This is a genomic window from Streptomyces sp. NPDC058401 (assembly GCF_042722885.1).
In the GTDB taxonomy this organism is placed as follows: Bacteria; Actinomycetota; Actinomycetes; order Streptomycetales; family Streptomycetaceae; genus Streptomyces.
The window spans coordinates 1-23,346 of sequence record NZ_JBHXKA010000129.1 but is presented as its reverse complement, the minus strand read 5'-3'; the positions used below and the strand labels follow the sequence as shown (position 1 = coordinate 23,346).

General features: G+C 72.6%; 24 protein-coding genes. 12 read left to right on the top strand and 12 right to left on the bottom strand.

Annotated elements, in window-relative coordinates:
• Positions 1 to 45 precede the first annotated feature (45 nt).
• Positions 46 to 1,785, bottom strand: coding sequence for an FG-GAP-like repeat-containing protein (locus ACFWNV_RS32555; protein WP_383954024.1), 1,740 nt, complete (start codon positions 1,783 to 1,785; stop codon positions 46 to 48).
• A 221-nt stretch (positions 1,786 to 2,006) separates the two neighbouring features.
• On the opposite strand from ACFWNV_RS32555, the gene ACFWNV_RS32550 reads away from it, so the two are divergent.
• The 4 genes from ACFWNV_RS32550 to ACFWNV_RS32535 all read left to right on the top strand — a co-directional run bounded on the left by ACFWNV_RS32550 (position 2,007) and on the right by ACFWNV_RS32535 (position 4,443).
• Positions 2,007 to 2,801, top strand: a complete 795-nt coding sequence (locus ACFWNV_RS32550; protein WP_383954025.1) for a VOC family protein — start codon at positions 2,007 to 2,009, stop codon at positions 2,799 to 2,801.
• A gap of 108 nt (positions 2,802 to 2,909) precedes the next feature.
• On the top strand, positions 2,910 to 3,341 hold the full coding sequence (locus ACFWNV_RS32545; RefSeq protein ID WP_383954022.1) for a DUF3995 domain-containing protein: 432 nt from the start codon (positions 2,910 to 2,912) through the stop codon (positions 3,339 to 3,341).
• Positions 3,342 to 3,346: 5 nt separating this feature from the next.
• Entirely contained in the window at positions 3,347 to 3,997 is a 651-nt protein-coding gene (locus ACFWNV_RS32540; protein WP_383954020.1) for an RNA polymerase sigma factor, read from the top strand.
• Positions 3,994 to 4,443 (top strand): hypothetical protein, encoded by a 450-nt coding sequence (locus tag ACFWNV_RS32535; RefSeq protein WP_383954018.1) that lies wholly within the window; start codon positions 3,994 to 3,996, stop codon positions 4,441 to 4,443. Before ACFWNV_RS32540 ends, ACFWNV_RS32535 begins: the two co-directional genes overlap by 4 nt.
• On the opposite strand, the gene ACFWNV_RS32530 is transcribed toward ACFWNV_RS32535, so the two are convergent.
• Positions 4,440 to 4,835 carry an ATP-binding protein gene (locus tag ACFWNV_RS32530; protein WP_383954016.1) on the bottom strand — a complete coding sequence of 132 codons (396 nt, stop codon included), beginning with the start codon at positions 4,833 to 4,835 and terminating at the stop codon, positions 4,440 to 4,442. The two genes, ACFWNV_RS32535 and ACFWNV_RS32530, sit on opposite strands and share 4 nt — an antisense overlap.
• A 113-nt stretch (positions 4,836 to 4,948) precedes the next feature.
• On the opposite strand from ACFWNV_RS32530, the gene ACFWNV_RS32525 reads away from it, so the two are divergent.
• The gene (locus ACFWNV_RS32525) at positions 4,949 to 5,773 is read left to right on the top strand and encodes a helix-turn-helix domain-containing protein (RefSeq protein ID WP_383954014.1); all 825 of its coding nucleotides are present in this window, start codon (positions 4,949 to 4,951) and stop codon (positions 5,771 to 5,773) included.
• Positions 5,770 to 6,075, top strand: a complete 306-nt coding sequence (locus ACFWNV_RS32520) for a DUF397 domain-containing protein (RefSeq protein WP_383954012.1) — start codon at positions 5,770 to 5,772, stop codon at positions 6,073 to 6,075. Before ACFWNV_RS32525 ends, ACFWNV_RS32520 begins: the two co-directional genes overlap by 4 nt.
• Here the strand turns inward: ACFWNV_RS32520 and ACFWNV_RS32515 are convergent.
• A complete protein-coding gene (locus tag ACFWNV_RS32515) occupies positions 6,053 to 6,823 on the bottom strand; it encodes a TetR/AcrR family transcriptional regulator (RefSeq protein ID WP_383954010.1) in 771 nt (256 codons plus the stop codon). The two genes, ACFWNV_RS32520 and ACFWNV_RS32515, sit on opposite strands and share 23 nt — an antisense overlap.
• Positions 6,824 to 6,926: 103 nt before the next feature.
• Here ACFWNV_RS32515 and ACFWNV_RS32510 point away from each other — a divergent pair, with 103 nt between their 5' ends.
• Positions 6,927 to 7,898, top strand: a complete 972-nt coding sequence (locus tag ACFWNV_RS32510; RefSeq protein WP_383954008.1) for an ABC transporter ATP-binding protein — start codon at positions 6,927 to 6,929, stop codon at positions 7,896 to 7,898.
• Complete coding sequence (locus tag ACFWNV_RS32505; protein ID WP_383954006.1) at positions 7,895 to 8,698, top strand: ABC transporter permease; 804 nt, start codon at positions 7,895 to 7,897, stop codon at positions 8,696 to 8,698. The genes ACFWNV_RS32510 and ACFWNV_RS32505 overlap by 4 nt, the downstream gene beginning before the upstream one ends.
• A 67-nt stretch (positions 8,699 to 8,765) precedes the next feature.
• Here the strand turns inward: ACFWNV_RS32505 and ACFWNV_RS32500 are convergent, their stop codons facing one another.
• Positions 8,766 to 9,038, bottom strand: coding sequence for a DUF1876 domain-containing protein (locus tag ACFWNV_RS32500; RefSeq protein WP_383954004.1), 273 nt, complete (start codon positions 9,036 to 9,038; stop codon positions 8,766 to 8,768).
• A 111-nt stretch (positions 9,039 to 9,149) separates the two neighbouring features.
• Here ACFWNV_RS32500 and ACFWNV_RS32495 point away from each other — a divergent pair, with 111 nt between their 5' ends.
• Positions 9,150 to 9,734 carry a MepB family protein gene (locus tag ACFWNV_RS32495; protein ID WP_383954002.1) on the top strand — a complete coding sequence of 195 codons (585 nt, stop codon included), beginning with the start codon at positions 9,150 to 9,152 and terminating at the stop codon, positions 9,732 to 9,734.
• A gap of 7 nt (positions 9,735 to 9,741) precedes the next feature.
• Here ACFWNV_RS32495 and hemB read toward each other — a convergent pair whose 3' ends face one another.
• The 8 genes from hemB to ACFWNV_RS32455 form a co-directional block, all read right to left on the bottom strand.
• On the bottom strand, positions 9,742 to 10,743 hold the full coding sequence (hemB, locus tag ACFWNV_RS32490) for a porphobilinogen synthase (RefSeq protein WP_383954000.1): 1,002 nt from the start codon (positions 10,741 to 10,743) through the stop codon (positions 9,742 to 9,744).
• A gap of 43 nt (positions 10,744 to 10,786) precedes the next feature.
• Positions 10,787 to 12,151, bottom strand: coding sequence for a HEAT repeat domain-containing protein (locus tag ACFWNV_RS32485; protein WP_383953998.1), 1,365 nt, complete (start codon positions 12,149 to 12,151; stop codon positions 10,787 to 10,789).
• A gap of 51 nt (positions 12,152 to 12,202) precedes the next feature.
• On the bottom strand, positions 12,203 to 13,486 hold the full coding sequence (locus tag ACFWNV_RS32480; RefSeq protein WP_383953996.1) for a HEAT repeat domain-containing protein: 1,284 nt from the start codon (positions 13,484 to 13,486) through the stop codon (positions 12,203 to 12,205).
• A 73-nt stretch (positions 13,487 to 13,559) separates the two neighbouring features.
• Positions 13,560 to 15,227 carry a uroporphyrinogen-III synthase gene (locus tag ACFWNV_RS32475; protein WP_383953994.1) on the bottom strand — a complete coding sequence of 556 codons (1,668 nt, stop codon included), beginning with the start codon at positions 15,225 to 15,227 and terminating at the stop codon, positions 13,560 to 13,562.
• Entirely contained in the window at positions 15,224 to 16,192 is a 969-nt protein-coding gene (hemC, locus tag ACFWNV_RS32470; protein WP_383953992.1) for a hydroxymethylbilane synthase, read from the bottom strand. The genes ACFWNV_RS32475 and hemC overlap by 4 nt, the downstream gene beginning before the upstream one ends.
• Positions 16,189 to 18,075, bottom strand: coding sequence for a glutamyl-tRNA reductase (locus ACFWNV_RS32465; RefSeq protein WP_383953990.1), 1,887 nt, complete (start codon positions 18,073 to 18,075; stop codon positions 16,189 to 16,191). Before ACFWNV_RS32465 ends, hemC begins: the two co-directional genes overlap by 4 nt.
• Positions 18,072 to 18,890: a redox-sensing transcriptional repressor Rex gene (locus ACFWNV_RS32460; RefSeq protein ID WP_351377525.1), complete on the bottom strand. Its 819-nt coding sequence runs from the start codon at positions 18,888 to 18,890 to the stop codon at positions 18,072 to 18,074. The genes ACFWNV_RS32465 and ACFWNV_RS32460 overlap by 4 nt, the downstream gene beginning before the upstream one ends.
• A 273-nt stretch (positions 18,891 to 19,163) precedes the next feature.
• Entirely contained in the window at positions 19,164 to 19,442 is a 279-nt protein-coding gene (locus ACFWNV_RS32455; protein ID WP_383953987.1) for a glutaredoxin family protein, read from the bottom strand.
• Between the two features lie 116 nt (positions 19,443 to 19,558).
• Between ACFWNV_RS32455 and ACFWNV_RS32450 the strand changes: the two genes are divergently transcribed.
• The 3 genes from ACFWNV_RS32450 to ACFWNV_RS32440 all read left to right on the top strand — a co-directional run bounded on the left by ACFWNV_RS32450 (position 19,559) and on the right by ACFWNV_RS32440 (position 23,258).
• Positions 19,559 to 20,575: an HAD family hydrolase gene (locus ACFWNV_RS32450; protein WP_383953985.1), complete on the top strand. Its 1,017-nt coding sequence runs from the start codon at positions 19,559 to 19,561 to the stop codon at positions 20,573 to 20,575.
• 361 nt (positions 20,576 to 20,936) lie between these two features.
• Positions 20,937 to 21,755: an ECF subfamily RNA polymerase sigma factor, BldN family gene (locus ACFWNV_RS32445; RefSeq protein ID WP_266905839.1), complete on the top strand. Its 819-nt coding sequence runs from the start codon at positions 20,937 to 20,939 to the stop codon at positions 21,753 to 21,755.
• 297 nt (positions 21,756 to 22,052) lie between these two features.
• Positions 22,053 to 23,258 carry a DUF5667 domain-containing protein gene (locus ACFWNV_RS32440; protein WP_383953983.1) on the top strand — a complete coding sequence of 402 codons (1,206 nt, stop codon included), beginning with the start codon at positions 22,053 to 22,055 and terminating at the stop codon, positions 23,256 to 23,258.
• Positions 23,259 to 23,346: the final 88 nt, after the last annotated feature.

The following is a 23,346-nucleotide window of genomic DNA, read 5'->3' as shown; positions in this document are numbered from 1 at the left end:
GGAACACGCTGAGCGTGTTCCCCGGGGCCCCTTTCGCGTTCCCCGCTAGCTGATCGCGCGGATCGTGTTCCAGCCGCTCGCGCCGACCGTGGTGCGGGTCCCGTCGACCGGATCGCCCGCGCCGTTGGTCTCGCCGGCGTAGAACATCAGCGTGCCGGTGCCCTCGTTCGTGGTCGCCCACAGGTCCGCGATCCCGTTGCCGTCGGCGTCGCCCGCGCCGGCCAGGAGCGGCCGGCTGCCGGTCCCGTAGCCGTGGCCGTACTCGGTGCGCTCGCCGAAGGTGCCGTCGCCGCGGCCCCGGTAGAGCCACAGCTTCTCGTCGTTCGCGTCGCGCGCGAACAGGTCGGCCTTGCCGTCGTGGTCGGCGTCGCCGGCCGCGCTCAGGCTCATCGGGGACCAGCCGCGCAGGCCGATCTGCACGCCGGACGTCACCCCTGGGTTGGCGGCCGGGTCGCCCGCGTACAGCCACAGGGCGTCGCCGAGGGTGGCGATCACGTCCGGGTAGCCGTCGCCGGTGGCGTCGCCGACGCTGACGACCTCGGAGTCGGTGGGGAAGCCGGTACCGATGCGGACCGGGGCGGCCAGGGTGCCGTCGCCGCGGTTCGGGTAGACGCGCAGTTCGCTGCCTACGCGGGCCACGATGTCCTCGGTGCCGTTGCCGGTCCAGTCACCGCGGTGGGAGACCGAGGCGCCGGTCCAGCCGCCGCTGCCGATCTCGGCCGGGCTGCCGGTGACGGAGCCGTCGCCCCGGCCCGCGTAGAGGCGGAGCCTGCCCGCGTCGTCGACGGCGACCAGGTCAGACCTGCCGTCGCCGTCCATGTCGCCGGTCCGCGGGGCGCCGCGCAGCACGGCGGTGACGGGGGCGTGGTCGGAGAAGCCGTTCGGGGTCACGCCCGCCTGGTTCGGGGTGGTGTCCATGCGCGCCGAGTCGATGGCGCAGGAGGCGAAGCGGCTCGCGCCGGCGGCCTTCGTGGTGAAGAGGTGGTCGAGCTTGTTCCAGGAGTGCCCGCCGGTGCCGACGGTGTCCCAGCCGTGGTACGTGTACCCGTCGATGCAGTTGTCGTAGGCGCTGGTCAGCGGCTCCATGCCGGTCGCGGCCGCGTTGCGGTTGAAGTCGCCGCCCAGGACGGTGCCGCCGGGGGCGTGCGCGTCCACGAACGCCTTGACGTTCTTGATCTGCTGGGCGGCGCGGCTCGCCTGTCCCGGGATGATGTGGGTGGTGCAGGGCGTGGTGGTCCAGCCCTCCACCGCCACGCACAGCACCGGGAGGGTCTGTGCGTCGTCCGGGGAGTCGGGCAGCGCGTCCTGGGACCAGGAGCCGGTGACGGTCCCCTTCACGGCCAGCAGGATGCCGAGGTCGCCGGTCAGACCCCCGCGGCAGTCGGTGCGGCCGTCGGGTCGCGCGCCCTTGGCGTGCCGGATGGACCATGCGGCGCCGAGGCGCTCCTGGAGCAGCGCCATGTGGCTTCCGGCGGCGCCGCCGCAGACCTCCTGCAGCATGACCACGTTGGCCCGCCGCTCGTCCACGGCCTTCTTCAGCTCGTCCATCTTCACGGCGGGCTCGTTCCGGTACGGACAGAAGCCGTCCACCCCGCGGGCGCTGCCCGCCTCTCCGCAGATGTTCCAGGACACGACCCGGATCTCGTTCTGCGCGGGTGCCACGGCAGGTGCCACGGCCGTAGCCGCCTGGGCGGCGGGCGCCGCGACCAGCGCGGTGCCCAGGGTCGCGGCCAGTGCCGCGACGCTCGCCGCCACGGACACGAGCGTCCGTATGGATCTCTTCAATTCCCCACCCCTTGTCTTACGGATGCCAGGCGGAGCTCCCGCCGGGCAATGCCTCCATGGTCACGGGTGATCACCCCCCGGCCACGGGCAGGGCCAGGGGACATCCACCCCACCCCCAAGCGCCCGTTTTCACCCGAACAGCCCGCTTGGGCCGCTACGCCCCGGGTAGGGGACGGCCCGTCCATCCCCTACCCACCCCCTCGGAGGGCCCCGTGCCCGACATGAACGGCCCCTACAAGCCCGGCACCCCCTGCTGGATCGACCTGATGGTTCCCGACCAGCAGGCCGCCATCGACTTCTACGCCGACCTCTTCGGCTGGCAGGGCGAGATCGGCTCGCCCGAGACCGGCGGGTACTCCGTCTGCACGCTCAAGGGCAAGCCGGTCGCCGGGATCATGAAGGCGATGAACCCGGACGGCACCGTCCCCGACCCGATGCCCCCGACCGTGTGGACCACGTACCTGGCCACGGACTCCCTCGACTCCACCCTCAAGTCCGTCACCGACGCGGGCGGCACGGCCGTCATGGGCGCGATGGACGTCATGGACCTCGGGCGGATGGCCGTCATCGCCGACCCGACCGGCGCCGTCGTCGGCCTGTGGCAGGCGGGCACCTTCGACGGGGCCGGCATCGTCAACGAGCACGGCGCGCTGATCTGGAACGAGCTGAGCACCGGAGACGTCGCCGCCGCGAGAGCGTTCTACGGCGCCGTCCTCCCGGTCACCACGGCCGCGTCCGAGATGCCGGAGGCCGCGGGGTACACGGAGTTCCAGGTCGACGGCCGCGCGGTGGCCGGAATGATGGACCTGAAGAACCTCCCGGCGGGCACCCCGCCGAACTGGATCCCGTACTTCAGCGCCGACGACGTCGACGAGATCCAGGCCGCCGCCACCCGCGCCGGAGGCAACGTCATGGCCCCCGCCTTCGACATGGCGGCCGGCCGCATGGCCGTCCTGGCCGACCCGCAGGGCGCGGTGTTCGCCGTCATCAAGGCCCGCCCGGAGATCGTCGACTGACGGTCCCCCAGCCGCGTGACCGGGCTCACAGGGAACGTTTCCCCTGTGGGCCCCCTCCTCGGTGTGCCGGAGCGTTTCCGGAACGTTCCACCACCGAGGGGGCACACCATGAACGGCTCGACACGAAGGCGCACCGGGCGGGCGCTCGCCGCGCTGCTCGCCGCCGACGGACTGGTCCACCTGTACTGGGCCACGGGCCTGACCTGGCCCGCCCCCGACGAGCGGGCCCTGTCCCTCGCCGTGCTCGGCTCCGAGGTGTCCTTCGGCCCGCCCGTGGTCCTGCCGCTCGCCGCGCTCACCCTGACCGGCGCAGCCGCCGTGCTCGCGCACGCGCACGGCCGTGCCGGGCGGCCCGCCCGCCTGGTGACGGCCGCGGTCGCCGCCGGGCTGGCCGTACGGGGGCTCGCGGGCCTGGGCTGGGCCGCCGGCCTCCTCTCCGCCCCGGCGGACGGCCCCTTCCGCACCCTCAACCTCGCCCTCTACACCCCCGCCTGCCTCGGCTTCGGCTGGGCCGCGGCCCGACTGGCCCGGGCCCGGTGAGGCCGGTGCACCCCGCGCCCGACGGGCCCCATGCGGCCGGCCCGACGCCCGGCGACCCCGCGCCCGGCGGCCCCCGTACCGCCGGCCCGACACCCGGCGACCCCGCGCCCGACAGCCCCGCCCCCGGCGGCCCCGCCGCGGGCCCCCTCACCCCGGCCGCCCGCGCGCGCGGAGTCGCCCTCGCGCGGGCGGCCCGGGGCGGAGACACCCTCGCGCTGCACGATCTCCTCGACCACCTGACCCCGTACATCGCCCGGATCTGCCACCCGATCGCCCTCGCGGACGGCCCCGACGCCGCGCAGGAGGCCCTGCTCGCGGTCTTCGGGTCGCTCCGCAGCCTCCGCGACCCGGAGACGTTGTACGGCTGGGTCCGTTCCATCGCGGTCCGCGAGGCGATCCGCACCGCCCGGCGCGCGGGCCGCGACCGCCCGGCGGAACTGGCCGACGTACCCCGCCGGGACGATCCGCAGCTGGCCTCCGACATCGAGGACGTCCTGGCCCGCCTCTCGCCCGCGCACCGGGCCGTCCTGGTCCTCCGCGACGTCGAAGGCCTCGACGAGGAGTCCGCCGCCGCCCTGCTCGGCGTCCCGCCGGGCACCGCCAAGTCCCGGCTGCACCGGGCCCGTACGAGCTTCCGGAAGGCGTGGTCCGCATGACGTACGAAGGAGATCCGGTCGGCCGGCTCCGCATCATGGCGGCGGCGATCCCGGGGGCCGGGGTGGTCGAAGAGGTGCTCCCCACACCCCTGGAGGAGGTCTGGGCGGTGATGTCGGACCTGGAGGGCGAGTTCGGCCGCTTCCAGCCGGACATGCGCACCGTTCGCATCCTCCGCCTCACCGGCGACCGCGTGGAGGCCCTGGCCCGCAGCAAGTACGGCCTGCGGGCCCACTTCCACGGAGTCCTGCGCCCCGGCTGGTGCTGGCTCCAGAGCCGCTTCCTGATCATCGGCATGGCCGCCGCCCCCGAGCCCGGCGGCGGCACCCGAGTAGCCCTGACGGGCGGCGTCCGCGTCCCGGGCCGCGCGGCGATCGTCCCGCTGGGCGCGCGGCGCGAACTCCGCCTGGCGATGGCCCGCCTGACGGACCGGGTCGGCGGCGGCTAGCGGCCGAGCCCCCGGAACTCGCACCACACCACTTTCCCGGGTGCCCGGGGCAGCACGCCCCAGGCATCGGCGAGGGCGTCCACGAGCACGAGCCCCCGCCCGGGCACCCCTTCGCGGATCCGCGACAGCCCGGGCCCGCTGTCGTGCACCTCGACGCGGACGGTCCCGTCGTACGTGAGCAGCCGCAGCAGGTACCCCCGCCCGCGCGGGACCCCGTACCGCAGCGCGTTGGTCGCCAGCTCGCTCACGCAGAGCAATGTGTCGTCCTGCCGGGTTGCCCGGCCCCACACCTCCAAAGTGTCACGTGTGAAGTGGCGTGCAGCGCTGATGTTTTGGGGCGAGCGCAGGTAGAGGCGCTCCTGGACCAGGGCGGGTTGAGTATGAAGGTTCACCCGCCGATCGTCGCGCTACGTGACTAGCCTGAAGCAGTGCGGCAACCCGTACTCAGTGATGAGTACGGGTTGGCACGGGGTAGTTCAGCCGCGAGGGTGGGGAGTTCACCGTCATGCCACCGAGGAAACGCGCACGGCCGAACGCGACCACCATGAAGATGGTCGGGAGGATGGTGGCCGCGGCCCGGATCGCCAAGAACCTGACGCAGAGGCGACTCGGAGAGCTGGTCGGTTTGGACGCGGAGACGATCGCGTCCATCGAGCAGGGGCGGCGGGCGTTGATGCTGGACGTCGCCGAGCTGATGGACCACCATCTGGAGCTTCCAGGAGTGCTGGCCGTAGCGGCCAGCGAGATGCCCTCCGTCGACGTGACGCCGCCATGGGCGGAGGAGTACATGGAACTGGAGGACGGCGCGATCGCCCTCTCCTGGTTCGACAACCAGGTCGTACCGGGCCTGCTCCAGACGGAGACCCACGCCCGGGCCGTCTTCACCTGCCGCGTCCCGGCCCACCCGGAGGCCGAGATCGAGTCGCTGACCGCTCGGCGCATCGCGCGCCAGCAGATCCTGCGCCGCGCCAATCCGCCGACCTTGAGCTTCGTCGTCTGGGAGGCGGTCCTACGGGACCGGCTCGGCGGGGACGAGGTGCACGCGGAGCAGCTGCGCCACCTGCGCGCGTGCGCCGAATTGCCGGACCTGAGCCTCCAGGTGATGCCTCTGGGCCGCGCCTCGCACGCGGGCCTCGACGGCCCGTTCACCCTCCTGGAAACCGCGGAGCACCAACACCTCGCGTACACGGAAAGCCAGCGCGGCAGCCACCTGATCTCGGACCTGGATGAGGTCAGCATCCTCTCTCGCAAGTATGCGATGCTGCGGACTCAGGCCCTCAACACCGAGCAGACACGGGGCCTGTTGGACCGCCTGCTAGGAGAGACATGAGCGCCACCAGCGCACTGACGTGGTTCAAGTCCAGCTACAGCGGCAGCGAAGGTGGCCAGTGCCTGGAGGTGGCCATCGCCTGGCGCAAGTCCACGTACAGCGGCAGCGAAGGTGGCGCCTGCCTGGAGGTGGCCATCGCCTGGCAGAAGTCCACGTACAGCGACGGCGAATACGCCGCCTGCGTCGAGGTCGCCACCTGCGCGACCCAGGTCCACGTCCGGGACTCGAAGGTCCAGAACGGCCCCGTGCTGGACCTGACCCCCACCGCCTGGGCCGCCCTCACGGAGTGGACCGCTCGCTGATCAGCGCGGCCAGGCCGTCCAGGATGCGGTCCAGGCCGAAGCGGAACTGGAAGTCCGGCTCGTCCGCACCCGAGAACGCGTCGGACTCCAGCAGGCGGGTCACCGCCGGGTGGGTGTCCGGGGCGGTCATCAGCCGCAGGGTGCGTACGTACTGACCCAGTACCTGGTCCGGTGAGACGCCGGCCTTGACGATGGCGTCCATCATGTCCGCGACCATCGTCGCCTCGTTGCGGACCAGGCCGCCGATCAGGATGATCGCCGAGACCTTCTCGCCCTCCCTCAGCGCCGCCCCGGCCATCGCCGCGAGCCCGCGTTCCATCCAGGCGAGCTGGTTCGGGCTGACCGGTGCCCCGGTGAGCGGGATGCGCACGATCCAGGAGTTGGCCATCAGGACGGCCCGCTGCGCGTACGCCCACTCCGCCAGCAGCTCCCGCCAGCCCGAAACCCCGGAGGGGGCCGGCGGGGTGCCGACGCCGGCGTCGGCCATCAGGATGTAGAGCTCTTCCTTCGCCGTGACGTACCGGTAGAGGGACATCGTGGAGACGCCGAGCTCCTTGGCCACCCGCCCCATCGAGACGGCGTCCATCCCCTCCGCGGCGGCCAGCGTCACCGCCGCCTCCACGATCCGGGCGAGCGTCAGCGTGGGCCGCGGGCCCTTGCCGGGGCGTTCGCGCAGGCCCCAGGCCATTTCCAGGCTCGCCGGAAGGCCGGTGCCTTCCACCGGTTCCCTCTCCGGTTCCTTCGCCATGGCCGCCCGCTCCCGCGCTCGTCGTTGACCCACATCCTAGTTCTGTGTATTACTTACACAGAAGCGCGTACTACATACGCAGAAGAAGGGAGCGTGGTCCGCGATGACCACGAACGACCTCGGCATCCACGCCACCGGCCTGACCAAGTCCTACGGCGGACTCCGCGTCCTCGACGGCATCGACCTCGCCGTCCCGCGCGGCAGCGTCCTGGCCCTCCTCGGCCCCAACGGCGCCGGGAAGACCACCACCGTCCGGATCCTCGCCACCCTCACCGCACCCGACCCCGGCTCCGGCACCGCCCGCGTCGCGGGGTACGACATCACCGCCGACCGCACTCGCGTCCGCCAACGCATCAGCCTTACCGGGCAGTTCGCCGCCGTCGACGACCTCCAGACCGGCACCGAGACCCTCCGCATGGCCGGCCGCCTCTGCGGACTGGGACCGCGCGCCGCCCGGGACCGCGCCGACGAACTCCTCGCCCGCTTCGGACTCACCGAAGCCGCCGGACGCACCGCGAAGACCTACTCGGGCGGTATGCGCCGCCGCCTCGACCTCGCCGCGAGCCTCGTCGCCCGGCCCGAGGTGATCTTCCTGGACGAGCCCACCGCCGGGCTCGACCCGCGCAGCCGCCAGGACCTGTGGGAACTCGTACGGGAACTGCGCGCCGACGGCACGAGCGTGCTCCTCACCACCCAGTACCTGGAGGAGGCCGACCGGCTCGCCGACCGCGTGGCCGTCCTGGCGGGCGGGCGGATCGCCGCCGAAGGCACCCCCGCGGAGCTCAAGTCCCGGGTGGCGGGCCACCGCCTCGACCTGACCCTCGCCGACCGGGCCGCCTACGAGGCACTGGCCCCGCGCGCGGCCCGGCTCGCGGAGGCGGACAGCACCTCCGCCGAGGGCCTCGCCCTGGCGCCGGAGGAACTCGGCCTCAGCCTGCCCACCGACGGCAGCGCCGCCCACGTCCGGTCCCTGCTCGACGCACTCGACCCGGACCGCACGGCCGTGGACCGCTTCACGGTCCGCGGCGCCACCCTCGACGACGTGTTCCTCACCCTGACGGGAGCCGCTCCGTGACCACTTCCGTACCCACCGCCGCCACCACGACGACCGTCGCGGCCCGCCCCGGCACCACTGCGACGGCCTACGCCCTCGCCGCCCGCTGCCTGCGCATCAGCCGCCGCCAACCGGACGTCCTCATAGGGGCGTTGATGCTGCCGGTCATGCTGATGCTGATCTTCGTCTACTTCTTCGGCGGAGCCATCGACACCGGGACGACGTACGTCACCTACGTGGTCCCGGGAGCGATGCTGCTCTGCGCGGGCTTCGGCGCGGCGAGCACCGCCGTCAGCGTCGCCACCGACATGAAGGAAGGCGTGATCGACCGCTTCCGGTCCCTGGACATCGGAGGCATCCCGATCCTGGCCGGGCATGTCGCGGCCTCCGTCCTGCGCAACCTCGTGTCCACCGGCCTGGTCCTGGCCGTCGCCCTCGCCATCGGCTTCCGCCCCCAGGCCTCGCCGCGCGGCTACCTGGCCGCGGCCGCGCTCCTGGTCGCGTACATCACCGCGATCTCCTGGCTGGCCGCGACGCTCGGGCTGCTCGCCGGCACACCGGAGGCGGCGGGCGGCTTCACCTTCCTGATGATGTTCCTGCCGTACCCGTCCAGCGCCTTCGTCCCCATCGACACCATGCCCGGCTGGCTCCACGGCTTCGCCGACCACCAGCCGCTGACCCCGGTGATCGAATCCCTCCGGGCCCTGCTCCTCGCCCGGCCCGCCGGCGACGCCCCCTGGGTGGCCCTGGCCTGGTGCGCGGCCATCGGCCTGGTCTCCGTAGCCCTGTCGGCCGTCGTCTTCGAACGGCGGACGCGCTAGGCGCGGACGGGCGCGGCGCTCCGAACGGGGCACCGCGCCCGCATCTCGGCGCGTCGACGCATCGGCGTCAGCGGGTCAGCGGGTACGAGTGCCGGCCCGTCGCCGCGTCGATCTCCGTGTGGGCCTTCTGCAACATCTGGGACGCGATGTCCATGAGCGCGCGAGCGCCCGCGATCTCTTCGCCGACCCGCAGCTGCTCCGGGTCGGAGGGGTGACGCATGGCGTAGCCGTGCGCCCGTATCTCGGAGCCGTCCCCGAGCCTGACCAGGGCCGCCGCACTGGTGCGGTCGCCCTCCTCGGCGAATTCGAGCTCCACATGCCACCCGACGAGCGTGGACATGATTCACCACCTCCAGGGGGTCACCCTGCTCCCAGGATGCGCCCCGCGGCAGACGTGCGCGAACGGGCACGGGGGCGGGGCCGGCCGGGGCCGGATGACAAGCTGGGCGGCATGCCGACGCCCCCCGCGCACCCGCCCGTTCCCCGCACCGTCCCCGTCCCCGGCGGTCTCCTCGCGGCGAAGGCCCTCGTCTACGACCCCTGCGGGTTCACCGTCTCGCCGCCGGTCCCCGAGCCCGAGAGCGCCGAGTACGCCGCACACGCCTTCACCCTCGACGGGCTCCGCGTCCGGTTCCGCGCGGCCAGGACCACGCCCACCAAGGCCGGCCAGTTCGTCACCCTCTGGCAGCGGTCCGCCCCGGGCGGGCCCATCCGCCCCTTCGACACCGCCGACCCCGTCGACCTCTTCGTGGTCGCCACCGACGACGGCGACCGCTCCGGCCAGTTCGTGTTCTCCCCGGAGGCGCTCCGGCGCCACGGCGTCGTCTCGGCGCGGGGATCCGGCGGGAAGCGCGCCTTCCGCGTCTACCCGCCCTGGGTGACCACCACCAACCGCCAAGCCGCCGCCGCCCAGACCTGGCAGCTGGCCCACTTCCTCCACCTGCCCGCACCCGCACCCGCACCCACGGACGCGGACACGGACGCGCCCGTCGACCTCACCCGCGCCCGGGAGCTCTACCTCTCCCCCGCCGGCTAGGACCGCGTCAGCGCTCCGCCCGCAGCCACTGCGCGACCTCCGTCGCCCAGTACGTCAGGATCGTGTCCGCGCCCGCCCGCTTGATGCCGAGCAGGGTCTCCAGGATCGCCCGCTCGCGCTCGATCCAGCCCTTCTCCGCCGCCGCCTCGATCATCGCGAACTCGCCGCTGATCTGGTACGCCGCCACCGGGACGTCCACCGCCTGCGCGACCCGGTAGAGGATGTCCAGGTAGGGCCCGGCCGGCTTGACCATCACCATGTCGGCGCCCTCCTCCAGGTCGAGGGCGAGCTCGCGCAGCGACTCCCGGGCGTTCGCCGGGTCCTGCTGGTAGCTCTTGCGGTCGCCCTGGAGCGAGGAGGCGACGGCCTCGCGGAAGGGACCGTAGAAGGCGGAGGAGTACTTGGCCGTGTACGCGAGGATCGAGACGTCCTCGTGGCCCGTCTCGTCCAGCGCGTCACGGATGACGCCGACCTGGCCGTCCATCATCCCGCTCGGACCCACCACGTGGACGCCCGCGTCGGCCTGCACCTGCGCCATCTCGGCGTAGCGCTCCAGCGTCGCGTCGTTGTCCACGCGGCCGTGCTCGTCGAGCACCCCGCAGTGGCCGTGGTCGGTGTACTCGTCCAGGCACAGGTCGGACATGATGACGAGGTCGTCGCCGACCTCCGCCTTCACGTCGCGGATCGCGAGCTGCAAGATCCCGTCCGGCTCGGTGCCCGCCGTGCCCCGCGCGTCCTTGTTCTCGTCGGCCGGTACGCCGAAGAGCATGATCCCGGAGACTCCGGCCTCGACGGCCTCCACGGCGGCCTTCCGCAGCGTGTCCCGGGTGTGCTGGACCACGCCCGGCATCGCCGAGATGGCGAGCGGCTCGCTGATGCCCTCCCGGACGAACGCCGGGAGGATCAGGTCCGAGGGGTGCAGCCGGTACTCCGCCACCATCCGCCGCATCGCCGGGGTGGTGCGCAGCCGACGGGGCCGCGAGCCGGGGAAGGATCCGTACGTGCTCATCTTCTAGTCGCCTCTTCGAGCTTCGACAGCAGTCGGGACAAGCCTAGGCCCCGCCTCCGGCCCGGCCCGCCGCGTTGCGCTGCTCCCAGTCCCAGAGGCCGTTCGCCCGGTGGTCGGACGGGTGGAACGGTCCGAGTTCCTCCGCCCGCGCGTACGCCCGCGGGGTGTCCGGGTGGTCCCGCAGGGCCAGTCCGTAGGCGCCGAGCAGCCGGGGCATCTTGTCGTCCGCGTCCAGGAGGGACAGCAGCAGGTCCGTGGCATCGGCCGTGCGGTCGCCGGATTCCCCCAGGCGCTCCGCCGCCGCCAGCCGCATCGAGCTCCGCGGGTCGCGGACCAGGTCGCGGATCACGCCGTGCATGGTGTCCACGTCCTGCCGGGACGCCAGAAGGCTCAGGGCGGCGGAGTACCGCACCTCGTCGTCGGGGTCGCCCGCCAGGAGCAGCAGGGCCTCGTACCCCGCGCCCGTGAACGGCCCGCCATCGGGCCGGCCCATGCAGTCCACCGCCCGCAGGCGCACCCCCGGATCCGGATGGGCGGCGTACCTCAGGCCGAGGGAGTCCAGACTCGGGTGTGCCACGTCGTGCTCGGTCAGGGCCCACAGCACGAGCGCGAGCACCTCGGGGTCCGCCTCCACGTCCGCCCAGTCGGCGAGGACCTCCCGATCCTCCTCGTCGTACGGGTACGCGTCGGCCCTGAGGCGCCACTGCAAGGTCAGCAGCCAGTCGGCGGCGAAGCGGCGGTGCACGGAGGACAGGTGGTGCCGCAGGGCGGTCACCACCTCCCGGCTGCCCTCCGCGAGGCGGCCCTCCAGCCGGAACTTGGCCGCAGACCAGTCCACGTGCGAGGAGTCGGTGTGCCGGACGGCCCGGGCCACCAGCTCCTCCAGCGGGACCGGAACGCCGAACACCCCCTCCAGGGTGGTCAGGACGGCGCCGTGCCCCGCGCGCACCGTCAGCCCGCCGAGCCCGACCTCCTCGACCTGGCACCACTCCTCCTCGACCGTCAAGATGTCCGCCGGGCCCGCCGCCCCCGTCAGCCGCCTCAACTCCGCCTCCGCGCCCGCCCCGTACCAGCGCCGGGCCGCGTCCAGCAGCCGTGCCCGCTCCGCCTCCGGCAGGCACTCCCCCGGGTCGGGGAGGTCCCTGGACCACAGCAGCGCCCCGACCACCGCCGGGGAGCCGCCCTCGACGGCCCGCAGCAGCGGGGTCGTACCGTCCGCCAGCACCCGGTCCGGGTCCGCGCCGGCCTCGACCAGCAGCTCCGCCGTCCCGTACGCGTACGCCGCCACGGCCGCGCACAGCGGCGGCAGTCCGTCCCCGTCCGGGGCGTCCGGATCCGCACCGCCCGCCAGCAGCCTCCGTACCGCCTCCGTGTCGCCCGCCCGTACCGCTTCCCCCAGTGCCGTCATGCCCGGAACATGCCACACGGCCGGGGAACGCACCACGCCATTGGGCGGACACTACGAGGGGTCGGGCAGGTTCCGGAACTTCCACCGCCACAGCCCGGCCGGCCGGTGGTCGTTCTCGTAGCCGGGGCCCAGCGGGCCGACCTTCGCATAGGCCTCCGGCGTGCGCGGGTCGTCCCGTACCGCCAGGCCGTGGGCCGCGCTCAGCCGGACGTCCTGATCCTCCGAGTCGAGGCAGCGCACCAGCAGCTCGGCGACCTCCGGCACAGCGCGGGTGACGGACCCGAGGCCGCGAAGGGTCCGGCGCACGACCTCCGGGTCCGGGTCCCGCAGCAGGTCCGGCAGGAGCTCCAGGTCCGCCGGCTCCGGATCCTCGCCGGCCAGCACCCCGGCGGCCGCGGCCCGCACCTCGCCGTCCTCGTCGCGGCACAGCTCCCGCAGCGCCCGCCGCACCTCCGGAGACAGCACCCGCGGCACGTCCACGGCCACCCAGTGGTCGAAGAGACCCGGCACCCAGCGCCGCACCCCCGGGTCGGGATGCCCGGCGCGCCGCAGGCCGATGGCCTCCCGGTCGGGCACCTCCGCCTCGCCCAGAGCGTCCAGCAGCCGGGCCAGCACCTCCGCGTCGGTCTCCACGGCCTCCCACTCGACGAGGATCCGGTTGCACTCCTTCTCGTACCAGCCCGCGTGCGCGGTGTAGGCCCACCCCCACAGCCGGTACCGGATCACGTCGACCACGAAGCCCCGCCGCACCGGATCCGGGTCGTGCCGGAAGGCCACCGCCTCGGCCCAGGTCTGCGCGCTGACCCGGCTGTTCAGGACGTGGAGCGAGGCGTTCTGGTCCACGTGGTCCCGCCGCGGGGACCGGACCCCGCGGGCCACCAGTTCCGCCACCGGGGCCAGGATGCGGAACTCCCACTCCAGATCGGTCAGGACCGCGCCGTGCCCGGCCCGTACCCTCCGCCCGCCGAGGGTGATCTCCGGGACGCTGTCGTACCCCGAGTCCGTCACCCACGCGACGTCCGCCGGTCCCGCCGCCCCCGTGAGCCGCCGCAGCTCCGCCTCCGCGCCCGCCCCGTACCACCGCCGGGCCGCCTCCAGCAGCCGGCCCCGCTCCGCTTCCGGCAGCCGCTGCCGGGCGTCGTCGCCGAGCAGCGCCGTCACCACCGCCGGGGAGCCGCCCTCGACGGCCCGCAGCAGCGGGGTCGTGCCGTCGGGCAGCGCCCGGTCGGGATCCGCCCCCGCGGCCATGAGCTCCTCGGCCGCCTCGTGGTCGTACGCCGCCACCGCCGCGCACAGCGCGGCCACCGCCTCATCGGGATCCGTGGGTTCCGTCACGGCCCGAACATGCCACAGGGCCCGGGTGCACATCGCACCCGGGCCCTGTCACCTAACACCTCTAACGCGCTCATCAGGTCGTACGACGCCTGCGCGCCCCCGGCCGCCGCTCGCTCGGCCGGTACACGCTCTCCCCGGCCTCCTTCGCGGCCTCGCGGCGCGCGGCCCCGTACTCCGCCAGGGCCTCCGCCAGCTTGCTGACGCTCGGCTCCGGCGACAGCACGTCGACCCGGAGCCCGTGCTCCTCGGCCGTCTTGGCCGTGGCCGGGCCGATGCACGCGATGACGGTGACGTTGTGCGGCTTGCCTGCGATGCCGACGAGGTTGCGCACGGTGGAGGACGACGTGAAGAGCACGGCGTCGAACCCGCCGCCCTTGATCGCCTCCCGCGTGTCCTGCGGCGGCGGCGAAGCGCGCACCGTCCGGTAGGCGGTGACGTCGTCGACCTCCCACCCGAGCTCGATCAGCCCGGCGACCAGGGTCTCGGTGGCGATGTCGGCGCGCGGCAGGAAGACGCGGTCGATCGGGTCGAAGACCGGGTCGTACGGCGGCCAGTCCTCCAGCAGTCCGGCCGCGGACTGCTCGCCGCTGGGCACGAGGTCGGGCTTGACGCCGAACTCCACCAGCGCGGCGGCGGTCTGCTCGCCGACGGCGGCGACCTTGATGCCCGCGAAGGCACGGGCGTCGAGCCCGTACTCCTCGAACTTCTCGCGCACGGCCTTGACCGCGTTCACCGAGGTGAAGGCGATCCACTCGTAGCGGCCCGTCACCAGGCCCTTGACCGCCCGCTCCATCTGCTGCGGGGTGCGCGGCGGCTCCACGGCGATGGTCGGCACCTCGTGGGGCACCGCACCGTACGAACGCAGCTGGTCGGAGAGCGAGGCCGCCTGCTCCTTGGTGCGCGGCACGAGCACGCGCCAGCCGAACAGCGGCTTCGACTCGAACCAGGACAGTTCCTCGCGGCGCGCGACGGCGCCGTGCTCCCCGACCACGGCTATGACGGAGCGCGCGCCCTCCGGCGACGGAAGGATCTTGCCCTGCTTGAACACCTGGGCGATGGTCCCGAGGGTCGCGCTCCACGTCCGCTGCCGGGTCGTCGTACCGGCCACGGTCACGGTGAGCGGGGTGTCGGGCTTGCGCCCGGCGCCGATCAGCTCGGACGCCGCCGCCGAAACGGTCTCCAGCGTCGCGGAGACGACGAGGATGCCGTCGCTGGCGCCCACCTCGCTCCAGCAGCGCGGGGAGGCGGTCCGCGCGTTCACGAACCGCACGTCCGCACCCTGCTTGCCGGCCAGCGGAACACCGGCGTACGCGGGCACGCCGACGGCGGTCGCGACACCCGGGACGACCTCGAAGGGGATGCCGCCGGTGGCGCAGGCGAGCATCTCCTCGGCCGCGTTCCCGTCGAGCCCGGGGTCCCCGGTGACGGCACGGACGACCCGCCTGCCGGAGCGCGCGGCCTCCATGACAAGATTGGCGGCATCTCGGATGACCGGGACTCCGGCGGCTGCTGACTTCTCGTCAGCAATCGTCAGCTGTGGCGTGTCCACCCCCGCGCGCGCATGCGTACGTACGACCTCGAGCACCTCGGGCTCCGCGATCAGTACGTCCGCGGCGGCCAGGGCCTCCACGGCGCGCAGCGTCAGCAGTCCCGGGTCGCCCGGGCCGGCACCGAGGAAGGTGACGTGCCCCTGGACGGCGACGGACGGAAACGCGGAGGTGGTTGGGCTTGTGGGGTTCAAAGCGACCGCTCCCCCATCAGACCGGCCGCGCCCTTGGCCAGCATCTCGTCCGCGAGTTCGCGGCCGAGCGCCATGGCCTCGTCGTACGACTGGGGCACGGGACCGGTGGTGGACAGCTGCACCAGCGTGGAACCGTCGAGGGTTCCCACGACTCCCCGCAGGCGCATCTCATTGACAATCTGCCCGTCGGCCAACAGGTCGGCGAGCGCGCCCACGGGGGCGCTGCAGCCGGCCTCCAGGGCGCCGAGCAGGGCGCGTTCGGCGGTCACGGCGGCCCGGGTGTACGGGTCGTCGAGCTCGGCGAGCGCGGAGATCAGGTCCGTGTCGGACGCCAGACACTCCACGGCCAGGGCACCCTGGCCGGGCGCGGGCAGCATGTTGTCCACGGAGATCAGGTCGGTGGCCTCGTCGCCGCGGCCGATCCGGTTGAGCCCGGCGGCGGCCAGCACGACCGCGTCGAGCTCACCGTCCCGCACGAAGCCGATCCGGGTGTCGACGTTGCCGCGGATGGCGACGGTCTCGATGACCTTGCCAAGCGACCTCGCATAAGCGTGCAGCTGCGACCTGCGCCGCGGCGAGCCCGTACCGATGCGCGCACCGTCGGGCAGCTGCTCGAAGGTCAGGCCGTCGCGGGCGACGAGCGCGTCGCGCGGGTCCTCGCGCTGCGGCATGGCCGCGATGACGAGGTCGTCGGGCTGCGTGGTGGGCAGGTCCTTCAGCGAGTGCACGGCGAAGTCGACTTCACCGCGCACCAGGGCCTCGCGCAGGGCGGTGACGAAGACGCCGGTGCCGCCGATCTGCGAAAGGCTCTCGCGGGACACGTCACCGTAGGTCGTGATCTCCACGAGCTCGACGGGCCGGCCGGTGATCGCCCGTACCGCCTCGGCGACATGCCCGGACTGGGACATGGCCAGCTTGCTGCGCCGCGTGCCGAGCCTCAGCGGCTGGTCGAGACGTGGATTCATGATGCCCGTCCTGAGTCGTGGTTCTTGTCAGCCTCGTCGGCCCGGCTGACGGAGGCCACCGTCTGCGGGTCGAGATCGAAGAGTTCGCGCAGCGCCTCGGCGTACCCGGCGCCGCCGGGCTCGCTCGCGAGCTGCTTGACGCGCACGGTCGGCGCGTGGAGGAGCTTGTCGACGACGCGCCGCACGGTCTGAGTCACTTCAGCCCGCTGCCGCTCGTCGAGATCGGGTACCCGTCCGTCGAGCCGTGCCACCTCCATGGCGACGACCTCCGCGGCCATGGCGCGCAGGGCGACCACGGTGGGCGTGATGTGCGCGGCCCGCTGGGCGGCCCCGAAGGCGGCCACCTCCGCGGCCACTATGGCGCGTACGGCGTCGACGTCGGCGGCCATGGGCGCATCCGCGCTCGTCTCGGCCAGCGACTCGATGTCGACGAGCCTGACGCCCGGAATCCGGTGCACGGCTGCGTCGATGTCCCGCGGCATGGCCAGGTCGAGCAGCGCGAGCCGTACCGGCTGCGCGTCCAGCTGACTCCGTACGCCCTTGCGCGGCTGCTGCCGCTGCGCGGCGGCCTCGCCCTGATCGGCCCAGGTCCCGTGCAGCTCCAGCGATCCGGCATCCACCCCGGCCAGCGCGGCCCGCCCATCGGCGGTCCGCCCCGGATCGGAAGCAAGCGCCTCGAGCCCGACAGGACACCCGTCCCGCTCCTCGACAACCACCTTGCTCCGCACGGCCCCGGCATCGGCGATCCGCCGCCCCTCCCCCGCAAGCACGGCAAGCCGCGCAACGAGGGCGGCGTCGGCCAATTCCAGCCCCGAGGCAGCCACGGCGGTGACTGCGGTCACGGACGACCCGACCTCAGCCAAATGCCCCGCGGCGGTCACGGACGACTCGGCCTCAGCCAAATCCAGCCCCGCCGGCGTTTGAGGCGCAGGGGTCCGGGGACTGGTCCCCGGCAACGGCGCCGCACCCGCATCGGGTCCGGGGCGAAGCTCCGGGGAACGGGGGAAGGGCGGGTAGGGGACAGCCCCCGCAGGGCCCTCCTCAGGGCGTTCGTCCATGGCCACGGCCACGTCGTCCCCGGTCAGCACCAAGCCAGTGGCCCCCGTGCAGGACACGACGACATCAACCCGAGCCAGCTCATCCGCGACCCCGGACATCGCAATGGCCGAAGCCACCACCCCGGTGCCCGAGGCAACCAGAATCTCGGCCAACCGCTCCGCCCGCTCAGCGGTCCGGTTCGCGACCACGACCTCCGCGACCCCCACCCGCACCAACGTCGCCGCGGCCAGCGAGGACATCGACCCGGCACCGATGACGAGCGCCCGCTTCCCCGCGGCCCACTCCTCCACCGGCACCCGCACGGCGAGCTGCTCCAGACCGAAGGTCACGAGCGACTGCCCGGCCCGGTCGATCCCGGTCTCGGAGTGCGCCCGCTTGCCGACGCGCAGCGCCTGCTGGAAAAGATCGTTGATCAAACGGCCCGCCGTGTGGAGCTCCTGCCCCAGCGCCAGCGCGTCCTTGATCTGCCCGAGGATCTGCCCCTCACCCACGACCATCGAGTCCAGCCCGCACGCCACCGAGAAAAGGTGATGGACGGCCCGGTCCTCGTAGTGCACGTACAGATAAGGAGTGAGCTCCTCCAGAGCCACCCCACTGTGCTGCGCCAGCAGCGTCGACAGCTCGGCGACACCCGCGTGGAACTTGTCCACGTCGGCGTACAGCTCGATCCGGTTGCAGGTGGCGAGCACCGCCGCCTCCGCCGCCGGTTCCGCGGCGAGCGTGTCGTGCAGCAGCTTGACCTTGGCATCGGCGGCCAGCGAAGCGCGCTCCAGCACGCTCACGGGCGCGCTGCGATGACTCAGCCCAACGACGAGCAGACTCATGCCGGCATCACCGCCGGAACGTCCCCGTCGGGTCCGCCCTTCCGCGCGACGGCGGTGGCCCGTCCGGCGGGCGGCACGACGGCGGCGGCGGGAGCCGCCCCGGTGCCGGTGCCCGCGGCGGGGCCCCCGGCGGCAGCGGCGGCGGCCGCTTCCTCGCCGGCCTTGCGCTGCTCGTGGAAGGCCAGGATCTGCAGCTCGATCGACAGGTCGACCTTGCGCACGTCGACGCCCTCGGGCACGGACAGCACGGTCGGCGCGAAGTTCAAGATGGAGGTGACACCGGCGGCGATGAGCCGCTCGCTGACCTGCTGGGCGGCGCCGGCCGGGGTCGCGATGACCCCGATGGAGACGCCGTTCTCCTCGATGATCTTCTCCAGCTCATCGGTGTGCTGCACGGGCATCCCGGCGACGGGCTTCCCGGCCATGGCCGGATCGGCGTCGATGAGCGCCGCGACGCGGAAGCCGCGCGAGGCGAAGCCGCCGTAGTTGGCCAGGGCGGCGCCGAGGTTGCCGATGCCGACGATGACGACCGGCCAGTCCTGGGTCAGCCCGAGCTCGCGGGAGATCTGGTAGACGAGGTACTCCACGTCGTAACCGACCCCGCGGGTCCCGTAGGAGCCGAGGTAGGAGAAGTCCTTGCGGAGCTTCGCGGAGTTGACTCCGGCGGCCGCGGCCAGCTCTTCGGAGGACACCGTGGGCACGGATCGCTCGGAGAGCGCGGTGAGGGCGCGCAAGTACAGCGGAAGCCGGGCGACAGTGGCCTCGGGAATACCTCGGCTGCGGGTCGCCGGTCGGTGAGTTCGGCCAGTTGCCACGATGCTCCTGCGGGATGAGCGGGGCTGCAGGTGGCCACTTGTCCCAGGACCACCCCGTCGAATGCAGGCTATGTCTTTGTGAACGCGTGCACAAAGATTGTGTCCGCTTTGTCCGAGCAAAGTGACCGGGGTCACGCGCCTTGGGCGTATGGACCGGGAACCGGCGACACGCCGAACCCGTTCAATTCCCGAAGGGGGCAAAACGGTACACACTCCTCACCAATACGCCCCCGAGACCCCATAAATCGCCCACGATGGTAACCGCCCGACGGCTCAAGCCCGCAATGCCCGTCGGAGCCGGTCAGGGTTCACCCTCCAGAAGGTGTGCTGCTCGCCGTCCACCAGCACGACCGGAATCTGCTCCCAGTGCAGGCGGTACAACTCCTCGTCCAGGGAAATGTCCTTCTTCTCCCACTGTGCACCCGTCTCGGCGCAGACCTTCTCGACGACTTCCTGGGCGTCATCACAGAGATGGCACCCCGGCTTCCCGATGAGCGTGACCAGCCGCTCCTCCGGACGCTTGTTTTCGGCACGGCGCAACAAAGGGCTCATGCACCCATTCTCCCGCGCCCGCGCCCCGACCGGCCCGGCCCGGCCGGACCGAAGAGTTCACACCAGCGATTCCCATCGGTTCGGGAACTCCCGAACACAGTGGCTATGCTCGCGTCATGGCCGCTCTGGGATGGCTCACCCCCCGTAGGCGCTCCGCCACCGCGCGGAGCGTGCTGGCAGGCGAGGCCTCGGCCGAGGCCGCCCGCAAGACCGCACTGGCCGACGAACTGCTCGACGGCACGGACTTCCCCGCGACCGCCGAAGCGGAACGCGCGGCGGAGGCGGAGCCGGAGGCTCCACAGGAGCCCACCGGGGCCGCCGAGCCCGATGAGCCCGCCGAACCCGAGTTCCCCGTCGCCGGCGACGACCTGGCCGCCGCCTTCTTCGACCTCGACAACACCGTCATGCAGGGCGCCGCGATCTTCCACTTCGGCCGCGGCCTCTACAAGCGGGAGTTCTTCCGCCGCCGCGAGCTCGCCCGCTTCGCCTGGCAGCAGGCCTGGTTCCGGCTCGCCGGGGTCGAGGACCCCGAGCACATGCAGGACGCCCGCGACAGCGCGCTGTCCATCGTCAAGGGACACAAGGTCTCCGAACTGATGTCCATCGGCGAGGAGATCTACGACGAGTACATGGCGGAGCGGATCTGGCCGGGCACCCGCGCCCTGGCCCAGGCCCACCTCGACGCCGGCCAGAAGGTCTGGCTCGTCACGGCCGCCCCCGTGGAGACGGCCACGATCATCGCCCGGCGGCTCGGCCTGACCGGAGCCCTCGGCACGGTCGCCGAGTCCGTGGACGGCGTCTACACCGGCCGGCTGGTCGGCGAGCCCCTGCACGGCCCCGCGAAGGCGGAGGCGGTCCGCGCCCTGGCCGCCGCCGAGGGCCTCGACCTCGCGCGCTGCGCGGCGTACAGCGATTCGCACAACGACATTCCGATGCTGTCGCTGGTCGGACATCCGTACGCGATCAATCCCGACACAAAACTGCGCAAGCATGCCCGCACCAACGACTGGCGCCTGCGCGACTATCGGACCGGCCGCAAGGCCGTGAAGATCGGCGTCCCGGCCGCCGCGGGCGTCGGCGCGATCGCGGGCGGCACGGCCGCCGCGATCGCCCTGCACCGACGCCGCAAGTAGCGCCTACGGGGCCCTGCCCGGCCTCCCGCCCCACCACGCCCGGCACCCTCCCCCGCCCGGCACATTCGCTCACCTCTACCCGCGCCCCCGGCGCGGCACTCCGTCCTGCCCTACTCGGTCGCGAGCCACCGTGGAAGCAGGCATTCCGCGCACCCAAGTGATCAAGAATCGATCACCATCCGTGCCTGAATATGCCCTCGACACGCAACAGAAGTGTCGTAACCGGTGATTTGAGCAACTGGGTGTAGCGCTGCCTGTACGAAGCGTTATTCTCCTCAAACGCATGCCACCGCCATCTGTCACCACGACGGGTGACCGGTCCCGCACTGCACGTGATGGAAGCTCTGCCTCTGGGAGTCCCGTGTACCCACCTGTCGGGGTTGACGCCTCGGGCCTGGCTACGCTGCGCGCAACGGTCCTCGACCAGCTGCGCGGCTTCGTCCCCACCGCGTACACCGCCCCCGCATTCGCCACCGCTGTCCCCGCCGGACTCGGCCCGGCCGGTCCTTGCTATGCCCTGACCGACGGCGGGGCAACGGTGGGCAGACGCGGTCGCGCCGGCGGCTCGTCCGCCGGGGGCGCAGCCGCCGGGACCACCGCGCCCGCCGCCCGCCGTCCCACCGCGGACAGCGACCAGGCCCGCATGATGGACCTGGTCGAACGTGCCCAGGCCGGCGAGGCCGACGCCTTCGGCCGCCTGTACGACCAGTACAGCGACACCGTCTACCGCTACATCTACTACCGCGTCGGCGGCAAGGCGACCGCGGAGGATCTCACCAGCGAGACCTTCCTGCGGGCGCTGCGCCGCATCTCCACCTTCACCTGGCAGGGCCGCGACTTCGGCGCCTGGCTCGTGACGATCGCCCGCAACCTGGTCGCCGACCACTTCAAGTCGAGCCGCTTCCGCCTGGAAGTCACCACCGGTGAAATGCTCGACGCCAACGAGGTGGAACGGTCCCCCGAGGACTCCGTCCTGGAGTCCCTCTCCAACGCGGCCCTGCTGGAAGCCGTACGGAAACTCAATCCGCAGCAGCAGGAGTGCGTCACCTTGCGCTTCCTGCAGGGCCTCTCGGTCGCCGAGACGGCCAGGGTGATGGGAAAGAACGAGGGTGCCATCAAGACCCTCCAGTACCGGGCGGTCCGCACCCTGGCCCGCCTCCTCCCCGACGACGCCCGCTGACGCCGCCCCTCCTCTCACATTCCGGTACCCCTCCCTGATGACCTTGATGACACCGACCACTCCGACGAGACCGACGAGACCGACGACAGTGACGGCACTGCCGAATCCCATGACGCTGTGGTCCGATCATCCTTCGTCCGTAACCCAAGTGCCGCGCCGCTCGTTGTGGGGAATGCAGGCTCCCTGTGGCCAAGGCCTGACCGAAGCCGCTCACTCGAAAGTGTGGATGTGCTCAAGGAAGGCAACCTTCCGGACACCTTGGGGAGTCGATCGTCATGACGAGAGGAGGTGCCGCCAGTGATCGCGAACGTGACTCCGCACCGGCGGGCGAACGCCTTCGCCCAGGCCCTGGAGGAGCGGACCCCGTCCGACCTTTCGGAACCGGACCCGGCGGCCGAGCAGTCCGAGGCACCTGCCGAACCTGCCGACCACGACCGGTTGTTGGCCCTGGCGAGCGTGCTCGGCGAAAGAATGCCGCGCCCGGTGCTGGACCCCGAGGTCAAAGTGGTGCAACGAGCCCAGCTCATTGCCGCCATGGAAGCCAAGGTGATGCAAGAGAGGGCCGGGGGCGGCGTGGCCGCCGACCCTCAAGTGCCCGAACAGCGGACCGGCCGCGGCGCCCACCGGGCGACCTCGCTCCGGAAATTGCGGCCCCGCTCCCGCTGGTCCAAGGGCATTGCGGCAGGCGGTCTCACCGTAGGTGTGGCCGCGGGGGCCTTCAGCGGAGTGGCCGCTGCCAGCACGGACGCCCTGCCGGGTGACCACCTGTACCCCGTGAAGCGGGGCATGGAGGACATCCGGCTAGGGATGGCCGACGGCGATTCGGACCGGGGCGAGCTCTACCTCGACCAGGCCTCGAGCCGCCTGTCGGAAGCCCGCCGGCTCATGGAGCGCGGCCGTCTCGGCGCGCTCGACCACGAGTCCCTCGGCGAGATCCGCCGAGCCCTCGCGGGCATGAAGCACGATGCCTCGGAGGGTCACCGGCTGCTCCAGGCCGCCTACGAACGGGACGGCTCGCTCGGCCCGATCCAGGCGCTGTCCTCGTTCTCCCGTTCACACCGGGACGCGTGGGCCAAGCTCCGGGGCAACCTCCCCGCGCAGCTCACGGACGTGGGCGGTGAGGTGGAGTCGGTCTTCCAGGCCATAGACCAAGACGTGGCGCCGCTCCAGAGTCTGCTCCCGAAGCCTCCGGAACAGACCCGCGGCTCCGGACCTTCCACGAAGCCGAGCGCCCCGGCGGGCAAGCAGCAGACGGCGCCCTCCTCGGGCACCCCGTCCGCGGCCCCCACGCCGTCGGCTTCGGGTTCCCCGAAGTCCCCGTCCCCGGGCGGCGGTCTCCTGGGCGGTACGGGCAACCTCCTGAACCCGCCCGCGGGCCAGGGCCAGTCCACCCCGTCCGAGCCCGGCGGCACACCCACGCCGGCCCACCCGGACATCACCCTCCCGCCCCTCCTCCCCGGCCTGCTCCCAGGCCTGGGCATCAAGGCGGAGGACGCCGACTGACACCAAACGCCGGCGGGGCTGGAAATCCAGCCCCGCCGGCGTTTTCGGCGGGCCCGCGCATCACGTGCCCGCTCAACAGAAGAAGACG